Source organism: Acinetobacter corruptisaponis (assembly GCF_030053775.1).
Classification (GTDB): Bacteria; Pseudomonadota; Gammaproteobacteria; order Pseudomonadales; family Moraxellaceae; genus Acinetobacter; species Acinetobacter corruptisaponis.
The window spans coordinates 75100-89748 of sequence record NZ_CP125670.1; the positions used below are offsets into that span (position 1 = coordinate 75100).

Sequence of the window (14649 nt, forward strand, 5' to 3'; positions counted from 1 at the left end):
TATGTGCTGAATTAGCAGGAGACTTTCACTTGGGATATGCTAGGCAGCTAACCGATAAAAGTTCTCTGCTATTTGATTTGGCGTTTTAAAATCCAAACTCTTTTGAATTCTTCGCTGATTATAAAATAACACAATGTATTTTGTAATATCTGCTTTAGCTTCATCTCTGGTTTTATAGTTGCAATGATGCACTAATTCATTCTTGAGTATGCCCCAGAAACTTTCAATCGGTGCATTATCGTAACAGTCCCCACGTTTGCTCATTGAACCTTGAAAATCACATTTTTCCAGTATCTTTCGATATTCATGGCTGCAATATTGGCTGCCTCTGTCCGAATGAACAATTAAGCCTTTCGTTGGTTTTTGATTACGAATCGCCATAGTCAGTGCATTGCAAACAAGTTGTGCGGTCATACGCTCATTTAAGCTATAGCCAACCACTTGTTTCGTGTACAGGTCTTTTACTGCTGCCAAGTATAACCAACCTTCAGCAGTCCAAATGTATGTAATATCGCTTGACCATGCAAGATTGGGCTTAGTCATTGAAAACTGTTACCCTAGTAAATTTGCGTAGATCGCTCGATTATGATCACTCTTCGTAGTTCTTTTGAAACGCTTATGACGCTTACAATACAGCTGGTTGAGCTTTTTTATTTGACGTACAGCATACGTACTGATTTTGATACCTTGCGCTTGTAAATGCTTAGTTAATCGAATATAGCCATAGCTTTGTTTAGTTTCCTCATGAGCTATTTTGACCAAAATTGTCTGTTGATTTCGCTGAACCAATCTTTTATTCATGCCTCGTTTTAGCCAATCATAAAATCGTGACACTGAAACGTGAAGTAATCTAGCCATAAAGCTAATCGGGAATAAATGTCTTTGCTGTTTCATATAGGCGTACCTTACTGACTTTCTTTCGCAAAGTACGCTGCTGCCTTTTTTAGAAATTCACGTTCCATTTCAGCTGTTTTGAGCTGTTGTTTGAGCTTTTTATTTTCTTCGAGTAAGGCATTTAGATCAGGTGAATATTGTTTAGTGCCTGCTAAGGTGCCAGTCTTTGCTTTATTATTCCAATTTGAAAGAGTTTGCATTGAAATGCCAAGTTGTCTGGCTGTTTCCGATACATTGCCTTGATTGGCTTCAATCAATTTTATTGCTTGAACCGTACCGGGTTTGTCGGAGAGTCAATATTCTGAGAGACTACCCCGATGACAAAATTAAAATATACCCCTGAAATCAGAGAAAGAGCGGTTCAATTATTGATTGAATCTGAAAAAGATTATCCTTCTACTTGGGCTGCAATCACAGCAATTGCGCCTAAGATTGGTTGTACTCCTGAAACACTTCGTGCCTGGCATCAAAAGCATTTAGATCAGCAAAATCCTATTAAAGTACAACAGATATCTGATCAAGAAAAAATGAGGCAAATGGAACGTGAAATTAAAGAATTAAAGCGTGCCAATGAAATTCTACGTAAAGCAGCCGCTTTTTTCGCCCAGGCGGAGCTCGACCGCCCACACAAATAATGGTGGATTTTATCCATAACAATAAAGATCGATATGGTGTTGAAGCGATTTGTAGAATTTTACCGATTGCAGCTTCAACCTATTACCGGACTTTAGATCTCGCTGACAATCCAGAACATCGAGCGAAACGAGATCTACATGATGAGCATCATGCTGAACAAATTAAACGAATTTGGAAGGAAAGTTCAGGTCGATATGGTGTACGTAAAGTCTGGCAAAAATTAAAACGTGAGGGTTATGTTATTGCGCGCTGTACAGTTGCTCGATTAATGCAAAAGCTAGGTATACAAGGTGTTTGGCGTGGTAAGAACAAACAAACCACCCGTAGCCGAGATGACCAAAAACGGGCAGATGATTTAGTGAAACGTAATTTTAATGCTGATCATCCAAACCAACTATGGGTGGGTGACTTTACCTATATTCAAACTCATTCAGGCTGGGTATATACCGCATTTGTTATTGATGTGTTCTCACGAGCAATTGTTGGATGGAAAGTATCTACACGGATGAATACAGATATGGTACTCGATGCACTTGAGCAAGCATTGCACGATCGAGGCATGCCAAAGAATGTGATTCATCATTCCGACAGAGGTGTGCAATATCTTTCCATTCGCTATACCAATCGTTTAGAAGCTGCAAATTTACGAGCATCAGTCGGTACGACTGGTGATTCATACGATAATGCTTTGGCTGAAACGGTGAATGGCTTATACAAAACAGAGGTGATTGAATATCTAAAAGCAGATTGGCAAGGTTTAGCAGATGTACAACTTGCGACACTAAACTGGGTAGATTGGTTCAATAAAAAGCGTGTACACAGTGCACTGGGTTATGTATCGCCTTTTGAGTTTGAAGCAATGTACTATGATAAGATTAACCCGTTAGGTCAGGTGGCCTAACTTAAATAAAAAAGTCTCCGACAAACCCGGTACGGTTCAGCTTCAACTTTAAATTCTGCGGTGTAAGTCTTCTGTTTCTTGCTCATGGTAAACTCCTGATGAGTGTCTATAGTTTACCAAGTTAAAACCTCCTGTTTTCTCAGCACACATCATTAACAATGGAGGTGAAAGTCAGAGACAAATGGAAGCCTGCAAATCATTAGCATTAGTTGGTAAGATTGATGGTGGTGGTTGGTGATTACCCATGATTTTCCTAATAGCCAAAAGATTCATGCTTCAAACCATGAATCTTTCTTTTTTCAAGGCAAATTATTCTTAATTAATATCTGAAAAATCGCAATGAATTACAATTTTTTCTAATGCTTTTGGATCATAATTTTGAGAAAGAAATCTACAAATAGTACCAAAAAAATTAAAATCATCTAAGTTAGCTGAATAAGATAATGCACAGAACTGAAAGTCGAACCTATGTGTTCCCTCATTTTCGAAATAACCAAGATTCATTGCTTCTATGCTTTCTACAACTGTTCTGAAAGCAAAATGTTGCCCATAAGGTAAACCTGCTACCATATAACTATAAGGAGCAATGCAGTATTCAAACCATCTATCTGGTACATATTGTATCGAGTAGTTCATAATTTTATATATATACCAACGTTGATCATCTTTTAAAGTCGTCAGGATATTTTTTAACTCTATTAGCCCATTACGAACAGTATTCATTGGTATAACATAAGGTACTTTATATCCATTTCTAACCATAAAATTACTAATATCTAAGTTTGGATCTTGTGATGGCAACACTACTGGTTGAAAGAGACTTTGAGTATTGTTGGTAAAATAGTTTCTAAACTGATTTTCACAATAATTATAAATAATATCGAATTTTTCTGGTGGCAAAAGGCTAATATCTTTTGCAATATCCCCAAGATTTTTTACTGATATTGAATAACCTTGTCTCTGTAAATCGATTTTCGGATGATTAGATATTATTAAGAAAGTTATATCTTTGTAAGTCTTATCCAGATTATGCTTTTCTAGCATATCGAGTGTATCAACCATCTTGGATCTACTTCCATCAGCTGTAACCTGTATCGCCTTACCCATAATAGAATCACCAAGATCTATTGCAGGATGGTTATGCTTGAGTACATTTAGATTTATTAAACCCAAACTATAAAGGTGATTAAGTAATGGTGGTAAAATAACCTCCATTACATGATGATCATCGAACAATCCTTGCTGACCTTTAAACGTAATTGATGTGCTCAAGTTTGCAAGTGCATTACCCAGACGATGACTTTGTTCTGTTCTAGTTAACATGGTTTCCCCAAAATCAATATTTTTATCTAAACAATTGTTAATATATCAAATTCACTTTTATTAAAGCCAAAAAAAGACTGGATATACCAGTCTTTTTTGCTTTAATCATCATTCATCTTTAAGGTTTTTACTGATCTGAGAAAAGATAATTTCATAATACCTTTCTAAACTGTGTAAAATTTCAACGTCCTGATCTTTAATTTCCTTTTGCATCTGCTGCACTGAAACATCACGACAATTGATAAAGTCTTCCACATATTGATAGCGTTGAATCGCATCTTCCTCACATAGCTCAAGCATCGATTCATCTACATATCTTGTAAGTGCCTTTTGCGTATCTAATGCTGCCTGATCAAGCTGCTGTAGATCCTCTATACTTGGGATGGAGAAATGGGAAATAAATATATCTGAAGATTTTAAGTGCGACTGTACACGTTGAGCGAACTCATTTGAATACAGCTGCTCAGCATCAATGTAATTATTTTCCTTAACAAAATCCTGAATCTCAGTGACCGTTTGAACTTCGTTTTGGTTTAATTTCAAATAATGATCTATATTTTTCAAAATTTCTTCAGGTGGTAAATCTTCTTGCTGTCTAGTCTGGATCTTGTTGGTTTCATCCAAAACAAAAGCAAGCTGTTCATTCTCCACTTTAACTTCAGCAAATAAGTTATCAATTTCATTATCTAGCTCATCATTGAATGAACTATCAGCTACGTCCACCTCATAGAATGGAGACGCAAAATCATTCACGCTACTTGCCTCAAGCATCAGCTGAATAGTTCTGAGTGCAGCATAGAATGACGAACCAACATTACTTTGGTTTTGGTTGAACATTGCCCCGATATTTTCTAAGTCAGATTGAATACCCCGATTCTCAGCTCCTATTGCCTCAATTTTGCCATAGTTCGGACAACTTTGAGCCAATGTACCAGTTTCAATGAAACTGGCTAATTTCGCTATCTGGTCTTCATATTCGATGTGGTCAAAATATGAAAGTTCCTTTTCTATCGATACGAAATCATTTAAGCGGATCTTATTTAGTTTTGGTGGTGTTACATACATGGTCTGCATTTGGATCGCAGACAATACGCCACTTTTACCGCCATCAATTTTTTTCGCAATAATCATTGTGAATTGCCCCTCTTGCTGAGTGGCCAATGACTTATAAGAAACTGTTGGACGTTTCTCAATACCTACATTTGTGGACTGTCGGTAATTCGTACCAAATAGTTCACTTGTCTCAACATTGTAGCCCTGAATCGTGGCCTGATTGGTATCACTTACAATCCCTTTAACACGGGTATAAGTTTGGCCTTGTTCACCAGAGTTAATACGACCGATAGTTTTTGTATTGGTATTGGCAATAATTGCCTCACCCTCTTTTTCATCTGCACGTAAAATGTCCGAAACGTCTTGTGCGGAAAAGGTCATACTGAAAGATAGGCCACGAGCTTGAGCAGGAATTACCGAAAGACCTGCCACAATTTGGTAGCCTACTTCATCCAGAACAACTTTATAGCAAGTCTTGGAGGCTGTGACTTTCGATTCAATAACATTTCGTACCACACCATCAATCTTGTTACCCAATGCCCCTGCCATCATTTGCTTCAATGATCCGACACAGAGTTTTCCAAGCATTTTGATCGTATCTGGAGCATTTTGTAGAGCAGGTAAAACAATCAGCAAACAACGTCTGTTCAATACCACATCGAACATATCAATTTCTGAGGCTTTATCACCATAGATATGACCAAAGTTAAATGACAGATCACTGATTGCACGGGTAAAACTCATAATTACATAGCCGTGCTGTTCATTGGTTTTTGCATCCTGTTTGTACATTCTGCTTTCATCAAAACCTGCCAAAGAGCCAAGATAGGCACGTAATGGACTTACAGCTGTGATGTATTTTTCACCAAAGATTTTATAATATTTTTCAAAATCCTCTCCGTAGGCCACACGGATAATTAAGTTGAGTTCCTGATATTCAACGTAAGTTTTTGGCTGAAGTAATAATAGGCCACGATCTCTAAGAAATGTCAGAATATTGGTTAATGCAGTCAGGTACATAATTGTACGGCCTTTCCACATATCACCACCTGAACCACCAGAGTCATCCAGTAGGTACACCAACTGTTCACTTAGCATGGCTGCACTGGTGTATGACATCAGGTTAAATGTGTTACTGAGCTTATCTTCTTGCTTCTCAAGCAAGTCTCGCCCTGCGGTAATAAAGTTAGTCACCAACATATCGTCTTGACGCATAAAACGAGCAGTCAAATACATTAATTCGGCGACTAGATCCGTTGTACCCTTTGCATCAGAAATGATAAATCCACTATTTTGCAGCAATGGATTGGTCAGGATCATTTTAATCGTTTCAGTCTTACCTGCACCCGTTGTACCAATGAGGAGGTCATGGGTTCTTTCATCACTGTCTGTTTTCCAAACCTGTTGTCCTGTGATGCGGTCAACACCATAGTAATATGTACCATCTCCCCATGCTTTCTCAGGATTTTTCCACAAGGAAACCTTTCTGGCCAGAGCATCAAAAGATCCGTCAGGGATCTTGGCATGTTTAGGCACTCGATATGGCATATTGTGAAACCGTTTTTTAGGTACTAAGTACAAACGGATCATTAGTAAGGCGATTGGCGTTAAAAGAATTAGGAAAAAGGGAAAGAAAATTGTTAATACGGCAAGCGAAGAAATAATTATGGCAAATAACTGAGACCCATCAGATTTCAGCAATGCTTGGTGCATTTTCTGAAATATATCACGGGTATCTACACGCAAATCTTTCGGTTCAAATTGATTTGTAGTTCCATCGTGTCTAGGCGCAACCATCTTTCAACTTTTCCTTTTTCTTATAAAAAAAGAGAACTTCCTAATTTAAATGGAAGTTCTCTGTGAGTACCAACTTAAGCCACACTACGACTATTGATATAGTTATAGGTATTTACAATATCATCAGCCAATTCGTTATAAACCGATTCAACTGCTGCTTGCTGCTGATCAATGCTCATTGAGCTACTGGCGAGTTCTAAAGCACGTTCCTCCTTTTTGACCTGAATAATTGATTTAACACCTCTAGGGTGAATCATGGCCAACATATTGATGACTGTATCCAAGTCATAGCGTTTACGAAGTATGCTGCGTACCGCTTGGTCATCTGGATCTGTGGTTAATAACCACAGGCGTTTTGAACCAACCATTGAAGTGAGGAACTGAACAAATTCATTGCCCTGCTTATTGATGACTTTTGATAAATAAGTCATACCTGTTGGACGTAGGCCTACAGCGGTTGTCAAACGACTGACTTGAGCAGGTGTAAGGGATAAGGCCTGAACAATTTCTTTTCGTTCTTCAGGTGAACCCGATGAACAAACAACAAATCTACGGGCAGCTTTCACCAGTAAACCAAAGTCACTGATGTATTGTGAGCTTAAGTAATAGGCAATACCCCATTTACGGGCTTCACGGCTGTCTCGCTCCAATTCCGCAAGCATGGTCTGGTCTGACTTAATGTTGTGCATCTCATCAAATACCATATATTTACGGTCAACTTTTAACTCGGCAACCAGTCTTGAATAATATTCGAGATAGGTATCAGGGATCTCACCACGTTGTAAGTCTTCTTCTGAATATGCAATACGTTTTTTATAGAACATGCGAATGATCTGGAAGAATAACGAGTTATTCTTTGGATTGTTTTTCACAATCACATCCTGAAGATCCACTGAAGCAATACGGGCATCAGAAATATCGAATTCGGTATAGTTATTGAAGTTTGGATAATCAATTGCCACTTGAGACATGGCACGGGCAATCGCATCCAAGATGTAATCACCGTTGCTTAATTTATAGTTGCCATAAATACGTTTTACCGTATCAAACTTAGTCACTGCAATACAGTCAGCGAGAATAGGCATAGCATAGCGGTGAGCCAAGTTTCTGGCACGATAAAGCTTATTTTTGCGCTGTTGACTAGCCGTATCACGCTCTAAAATCGATTCTGCACGTTGATGACACAGTAATGCCAGATCATGCAATCTTAATTGCTTACTCACATCAATGTTGATCCGAAGTTCTCTCAACAGAAAATCAAGTTCTGTACTCTGGCCAATTTGATATAGCTTAGGTTGAGCTTGGTCATTATCTGTTGCAAAGAAATCAAATGTTTCTTTCAGGATCAATGAAATTACGTTTGATACTTCCGCTTCTGGTCTATCGAGTTCCGATGGGGTAACAAGTGTCACCAGAAAGGATTTCATTTCTGCGAATTCATTTGACAATGGATGTTGTAAACCAACAGCCGTTTCTAGCGGATTAATAGCATCCCGTTTGGTACGTGAGATCCTGCGATACACACACAGATTTTTCCGAGAAGTATCCAAAGCATTTTGAATACCAAAGACTAGGCCTGATGAAGTCATCCCAACGTCTGTAATAAAAATATACGGGATACGATCTAGGCCAGCTGCAAGAACAGATTCAAATAATTCATTGTTCATCTGCATCGACTTACCCGAACCCATTGAACCAATGATAATCGTGTAGTTATAGGCAAGTTCATCGGAGAAGTGCTCTAACTTCACCATTTTTCCGCAAGGTGTTCTTTGAACCATTGTGCCCTTTTTGAATGGTGATGCAGGACGATCCAATGGAAGTAGGTGCAATGCGTCTGGTAACGGAGCAGCTGCTAGAGGTGCATGATGATTAAAGCCTAAAGGGAAATGAGTAAGATAGGCTTGAACGACATCTCCAGTGCGCTCCAGTGGAGCAGCATGACCCCAGTTTTGTAATGCACGCCATAACTTAGATTTTCGAATTTGTAATCGTTCTAACCCTTTTTCAGTCTTTTCATCCCAAGTCATCGCAGAGACCTGTAAACCGACCACAGTACCGCCAAAGTCCGCATAACGCTGTAGGGCATCACCTGCTGACTTTAATTGAGCATTGTCTGCACCTTGCCATGCAACTACTGAAGCCAATGCCCGTTTCAGGCCAATACTGGCCATACCATCACCAGAAAGCATGAATGAAACGGCATAAGGAATAGCCCGTACTGATCCATCACTTAATTCAGTCGTCTGCTGATTCATACGATCAAAGAAATCAGCAAATGTTGGCATTATCGATGACATACCCGAAAAGCTTGGTGATGGTGGCACACTTAATGGAATAGGGGCATAAACCAGATCTCCAACTTCAACAGATCCTTTTGGCGCAGTGATGTCACCTGCCTTATCCTTACTATCCAATGGCGTAATTGTTTGGATCATCAGCTGATCTGAAATCTTTGGATAAAGCACTTCTGAATAGTCATTAGGACTCGGACGAGATTTCCAACGCAAAGGGATAGGCATTCCAGAATTAGGAATGAATGGTTTATAGTTTGGATCAAAATAGCGAGGGTTCATCATGCGACCAATCGATGTGATAGCACCACTAACATCCAGTTTTTCTACCACCCCTTTAAAGTCAGAATGTTCAAGCTCGTTGATAATACCCTGAACAAAAGTATCATGAATCGCCTTTAGTGCAGGCAACCCGTGCAACAGATTTTGTGCATCTTTCATTGTGCCGATTTCATAACGTTTAGCTAAGTCAGCAATGCGTTTATGATCATTTTTAATTTCAGCTGCATCAAGTAATCGAGGATGAGTGATGACGGCAATATAGCTTTGTTCATCATATAGATAAGGTTCATAAATGGCCTTGTTTTCATCAATAAATGAATTCAAGTTCAAACCTAACGTACTTGCCGTTTTCTTTTGGATCTCGATAATACGATCAATACCTGCATTACCGTCCAGATCACGTCTGAAAACCCACATCAGCTTATGGCCAACGGTTTTAAAAGGATTTCGCAGGTAGCTATTCAACCGATCAATCTGGCCAAGAAATACTTCGTTATAATCAATAGTGGATCTGATCCCGTCATATCGCAATAAGGTAACTAAAGCACCATTTTGCAGTACTAAATTATAGTGACCATCCACTGTTTCAATTTCACAATAGTCTTCAGCTGAGGCCTTAAACATTTTTGCGAGCCAGACCAGTACCAATTCAACTGCTGAAATCGTGGCATTTGGCTTATAAGGTTTAGCAACAGGCGGTTTAGCATTTGCTTTATTAGTTTTAACAGTACGTCTAGTATCTGTTTTTTGTTTAGCATTTCCCATAATTTAACCTTTATTAAGATATTAAGAGATTGAAAACGGTTGAGAAGACAAGGAACGATTTTCAAAACAAGAAAAAATCTTGTTTAAAATAGTCTGATTGTTCACGTCCGAATTAGAATGAAATAATTGATTAATGTCATTAAGAGCATCCTTTTGATATAAAGCAAAATACAATAATAGGAATGACATAATATTGTTTGATTTCTGCTTAAAGTCGAGCACCTTATAATCTTGCTTGGTATCAATATACTGTTTTAAATAAAATGGCGAAGCCAATAGATCCTGATCCAGTAATTTGAAAAATTGAGATTTGAATGAGTTAGCCTGATAACCAACATGAAAAAATAGATCACCTGAATCGTCTGCCAACTCACTAGAATGGACAGCAATCTCAATATCCTCAATATTATCTAAGCGTTTTGCAAAATCCCCTCTTACTTTTTGGTTAAAAAGGAAAGAAAAAATACCTAGATCCACACCAAGTAAATCATTGGCAATGTGGTTCAATCTCTGCATGTGATCTCTATCAAAAATAGAGAGAGAGTTACGTGTGTGATTCACCATATTGAATTTGAAAGTCCAACAATCAAATTGGTGAATTAATTCATAAGTCAGTTCAAGCTTATTGAACATACAAATTTCTTGGTCAGAACAAATGATCGGTAAATTCGTATTCATTCCAAGTAAAGCAAGACGTTTAATTGCTCTGGAGCTAAGAGGCTGATCAGTTACTTTTATGACATTTAACATGGCAGGCTTAACATCATAGATCTGACTTTGCTGTTCTTCAGTCAACGCCTCAAACGGTACAAGTAAAGGCAAATCAGTATTTGCTAAGGAGTCAATAATATAGTTTGAAAATGTCGATAGAAATAATGGCTCATATTGATTCGATAGCTCCAGACTTGACTCATAAAAACTTCCGAATTCTTGATATATGTTATTAAGTTCTGGATTAACTGAAACGTTTAATTGATTTAATTCGTTTAAAAAATCAAACTGTGAAGAATGATTTAAATTTCTAACCGACTTATATAAATAAGGTTGTAAATATTCATCGAACATAAGACCTCACTTACTCAAATTTGAAAGCAATTTTTGCTCATAAATCTGAGTCCATTTATTAGAATTAAACTCATCTAATGATAAGTAATACTGAATTTGATCCTGATTAAAAATATTTTCATTAAATAGTAATAAAAAAGGAAAAAGTGATCCTTGCTTAATCTGTCCACCCTTACCTTTTATTAGCTTAAGCGCATTAATCAGACGTTCTAATCCATCATTTGAGGCAAGCGACTGGCGAATGTAAGCAGCATTAATACGATCATCAATCAATGCCTCTTTAACATCCTTTTCAGCTTCAGGGAATTCGGTAAATATGCTATTTCGCACCTGTTCCAGATCGATGTTCGGACGTGAAAATTGCATGGCTAGATTATCAATAAGCGAAGCAAAGAGACCACCAGACTTAAAGTAAACATTAATGGCTTTGTCAGGATGATGAGCTAATACGATCATAAATCTAACAATGTGATTCACCTGAATCTGATTAAGATCATGACAAATACCTAGTGAAGCTGCCTTATCAGAGAGACACCATGACAAATGATGGACTCTATGGCATAGGGTGCAGGCAGGCACTAAATTGGATTCATTATTATTACTGTGATTTCCGTCAAGATGGTGAATTTCCAGAAACTTTAAATCGTGAAAATCACAGAAATAGCAACGATGATCATGCTTAGCAAAAAAGGGAACAGAAATATTTGAATCAACTACATGCAGGTATTTTTCTGCATCTGAGATTGTATCCATTTGCAAATCTTTCAGGTGGTGTTTCAAAAAGTATGCTGACATTAAATGAAGCCATTATTGATGTAAAAAAAGGTTAAGTCGAAAGCTTTAAAATGGTTTTCAATCTTTTTTGAAAAATTACAACTCCTTCTAAAACCACGCCTAATTCGATGCCTTATTTTGCAATTATTACCTTCAATACCTACAGTAAAAAATTTACCAATACTTTGCTTGCAGTTTTTAAAAGCAGTTATGAAACTGTCCCAATGATCACTTGCAATTCGGGTGTAGTGAATACCTAATTGTTTAAGCTTTGTTTTCAATCGTTGAACTGTAGCTAAGTCTCTTTTACCCCAAACATAAGCAACAATCTCACCTGTTTCTCGATGGTAGGCGTAAATAAGCCATTGTTTATTATTTTTATTTCCCACAAAAGTCCAAAACTCATCAACTTCAAGAGACTCATAATGACTTTGTTTAGGCTGAATTTGGTAGGTCGATTCGGTTAAAGTACGTAAAACTTTACCGATACTGATTCGCTCAACTTCAGCGATATCTCGTATACCACTACCTCTGACCATCAACTGTAATATTTTTCGAGTAATGCCTGAATTACATCCTAGATAGCTCAGAGCATGGTCACCAATAAACTGACGTTTACAGTCTTTGCACTGATAGTTTTGTTTCCCATCTACTTTGATGCCATTTTTCTTTATACTGTCACTGAGGCAGGTTGGACATTTGATTTCTAGAGTTATTCGCATTTCTCTATTTTATCAAAATTCAACCTGCTTTGTTTCAGCATACTTTTTGAAACACCACCATCTTTCATTCTCATTTCCTTTTCTTAAGGTAATGGGATAATAGAAGTCTATTATCCCATTTACGTCAGTTAGACGTTGCCTGCTGCTGAGTTCGCACCAGAGAAGAAGAAGTATCCTGATCCTGCCAAGACCACACCTACAGCCAATTTACCAATTGCTTTAGGAGCTGTCGCATCACTACCAGGTTTTCCAATTTTGGTAAAATCAAGAATTGCTAAAACAAACAATACGAATCCAACGAAGATCATAGCTAACTGACCAAATGCCATTGCATCATTTAGGCCACCAGTTGCACGGTCTTTAATGTCACCGATTGATTCACCTGCCGCAGCTGCACCACGTTTAGAACCGCCCTCAAGTGCTGTTGTGTCAGCATAAGAAGCAGCTGCCATACCACACATTGTTAAGAACACCCCTGCTTTTAAATAGGCGTTGCTAGTTGATTGCTGTAAGCTATTGATATTTAAAGACATTTTTCGCCTCACTTTTCCTTTTTAGATTTTTCTGTGAAAAATCAATGATTTAGATTTATTATCCAAGTGGATCGACCAACTTAGACAGTTATTAAAAAGTTTTTAGGTAAGCCCGATGATTTTAAAAAAATCAAGCCCAAAAATTGTTGCTGCTAAAGCATGAACTTCTTCTATTTTGTATGCGAGCATTCCTCCTATGAGATAGACAAAGCCTTGTGCATTACTTGATTTACCAATGCCATCACTATTGTCTCTCCAGATAAATAGACCTTTCATTAGTGCCAGTAGTCCAACTAGCTGACACACACCGATTAGAACCAAAACTGTAAGATTCAGTTCAGCTGTATAAGAATTTCCAACATTTTGTGAATAGTCGTAATAAGTGACCGCAGCAGGTGTCGTATCACTCATAAAGCTTCCCATCACATCGACTAATTGGAGATTTAAACCCAATTGCGCCATGATCACTGCGATGATCATTTTTACAAAAACACCCATCGCAGATGGACGGCGGATTTGCGTTAAATATCGACTTGCATTGACTGGATCTACTACACCAACGAAGTCGAAAACTGCTCTTACAAAGATAATGAATCCAAATAAAATACATGCGTAACGAACAACTGTTGTCGTAGCAACGATTAACGTTCCTGAGTTCTGTAATACCTCAACAAATTCCATGCTCCGACTCCTTGATCACTATTTAGTGAACGAAACTTCACCAGATTGCTCATTTACATCAAGAACTCGGTAGCCTGTTGGTAAGCGATCTCCTACAGCATAAGAACTTGTATTTCGTCCATCAGTGAGCCATACACGATTGCCCACAGTCGCAATCACTTCCTGATTGGCAGGAATGGCTTTGCCTACTGCAACACCTTTTTTAGTTTCACGTAGCGTTACAACGTTCGCACCTTGATTCGCACGGGTATTTTTGATTAACAATTGAAGTTGACCGATAGTGATGTGCTGACGCTGAACCACATCACGCATACTGTTTAACTGTGCACGTAATTGAGTATTTTCAGTTTGAGCCTGAATCAGTTCTTGATTTGTCATAGCAGCCTGTTGTTGCATCTGTCCTTGTGGGCTGTTCGGATTAACAGGTGCAGGTGTATTCGGAACATACACTGGAGGTAAATTGTTCGCTGCATTGAACTGGCTAATTAACTGTTGACCCTCGTAGCTATATGCAGGTACGTCTTGTCCATTGCTATTCTTGATTGTCACATCACCAGAAACAGGTTGAGTCTGTTTTGGCATAGTTACAGGAACATCCATCATTTGAGTTTCCTGATACGGCGCAGGCATATTCTGGAAACCTCCTGCTGCTGCCATATTTGGATCAGCCATCGGCGCACCATTCGGCACTGACGGTGCTACTTGAGGAGCTGCTGCTGTCTCTACTGGAACTTCCTGAGCAACTTGCTTATTACCACCTTTCTTACCCATGAATAAGAAAACAACAAGTAATAATCCGACCACCACAGCACCAATAATGATGTATTTCTCTTTATTGGATTTACCAGTTTCAGGCGCATGTGTAGATGATTCATAAGAATAATCATCAATATCGTGGTCTAAATCTTGATTCTGACTCATATCAAAAA

10 protein-coding genes, 1 pseudogene and 1 other annotated feature are annotated in these 14649 nt (G+C 38.2%); of the genes and pseudogenes, 1 reads left to right on the forward strand and 10 read right to left on the reverse strand.

Features of this window, described 5'->3' with window-relative positions; translation table 11 throughout:
- Positions 1 to 39: 39 nt before the first annotated feature.
- Positions 40 to 1157, reverse strand: a pseudogene (locus QLH32_RS18615) (IS3-like element ISAba21 family transposase).
- A gap of 54 nt (positions 1158 to 1211) precedes the next feature.
- Between QLH32_RS18615 and QLH32_RS18620 the strand changes: the two are divergent.
- Positions 1212 to 2431 (forward strand): IS3 family transposase gene (locus QLH32_RS18620; protein ID WP_283269435.1). Its coding sequence is split into 2 segments (ribosomal slippage): positions 1212 to 1488 and positions 1488 to 2431, totalling 1221 coding nucleotides; the frame shifts between segments, so codons are not numbered across the junction.
- Positions 1487 to 1603, forward strand: a sequence feature (AL1L pseudoknot). It overlaps the preceding gene by 117 nt.
- Positions 2432 to 2746: 315 nt before the next feature.
- On the opposite strand, the gene QLH32_RS18625 is transcribed toward QLH32_RS18620, so the two are convergent.
- The 9 genes from QLH32_RS18625 to QLH32_RS18665 all read right to left on the reverse strand — a co-directional run bounded on the left by QLH32_RS18625 (position 2747) and on the right by QLH32_RS18665 (position 14641).
- Positions 2747 to 3754 (reverse strand): SMEK domain-containing protein, encoded by a 1008-nt coding sequence (locus tag QLH32_RS18625; protein ID WP_209798110.1) that lies wholly within the window; start codon positions 3752 to 3754, stop codon positions 2747 to 2749.
- A 108-nt stretch (positions 3755 to 3862) separates the two neighbouring features.
- A complete protein-coding gene (locus tag QLH32_RS18630; RefSeq protein WP_209798111.1) occupies positions 3863 to 6604 on the reverse strand; it encodes a type IV secretory system conjugative DNA transfer family protein in 2742 nt (913 codons plus the stop codon).
- Between the two features lie 74 nt (positions 6605 to 6678).
- The gene (locus QLH32_RS18635) at positions 6679 to 9945 is read right to left on the reverse strand and encodes an ATP-binding protein (RefSeq protein WP_153518784.1); all 3267 of its coding nucleotides are present in this window, start codon (positions 9943 to 9945) and stop codon (positions 6679 to 6681) included.
- Positions 9946 to 9966: 21 nt separating this feature from the next.
- The gene (locus QLH32_RS18640) at positions 9967 to 11010 is read right to left on the reverse strand and encodes a hypothetical protein (protein ID WP_061403629.1); all 1044 of its coding nucleotides are present in this window, start codon (positions 11008 to 11010) and stop codon (positions 9967 to 9969) included.
- A gap of 6 nt (positions 11011 to 11016) precedes the next feature.
- On the reverse strand, positions 11017 to 11805 hold the full coding sequence (locus tag QLH32_RS18645; RefSeq protein ID WP_283269452.1) for an HNH endonuclease signature motif containing protein: 789 nt from the start codon (positions 11803 to 11805) through the stop codon (positions 11017 to 11019).
- Positions 11805 to 12506, reverse strand: coding sequence for an IS1-like element ISPa14 family transposase (locus QLH32_RS18650; protein WP_001223318.1), 702 nt, complete (start codon positions 12504 to 12506; stop codon positions 11805 to 11807). Before QLH32_RS18650 ends, QLH32_RS18645 begins: the two co-directional genes overlap by 1 nt.
- Before the next feature lie 128 nt (positions 12507 to 12634).
- Entirely contained in the window at positions 12635 to 13039 is a 405-nt protein-coding gene (locus QLH32_RS18655) for a hypothetical protein (protein ID WP_061403627.1), read from the reverse strand.
- Positions 13040 to 13141: 102 nt separating this feature from the next.
- On the reverse strand, positions 13142 to 13720 hold the full coding sequence (locus QLH32_RS18660) for a type VI secretion protein (protein WP_129264292.1): 579 nt from the start codon (positions 13718 to 13720) through the stop codon (positions 13142 to 13144).
- 18 nt (positions 13721 to 13738) lie between these two features.
- Positions 13739 to 14641: a hypothetical protein gene (locus QLH32_RS18665; protein WP_061403625.1), complete on the reverse strand. Its 903-nt coding sequence runs from the start codon at positions 14639 to 14641 to the stop codon at positions 13739 to 13741.
- Positions 14642 to 14649: the final 8 nt, after the last annotated feature.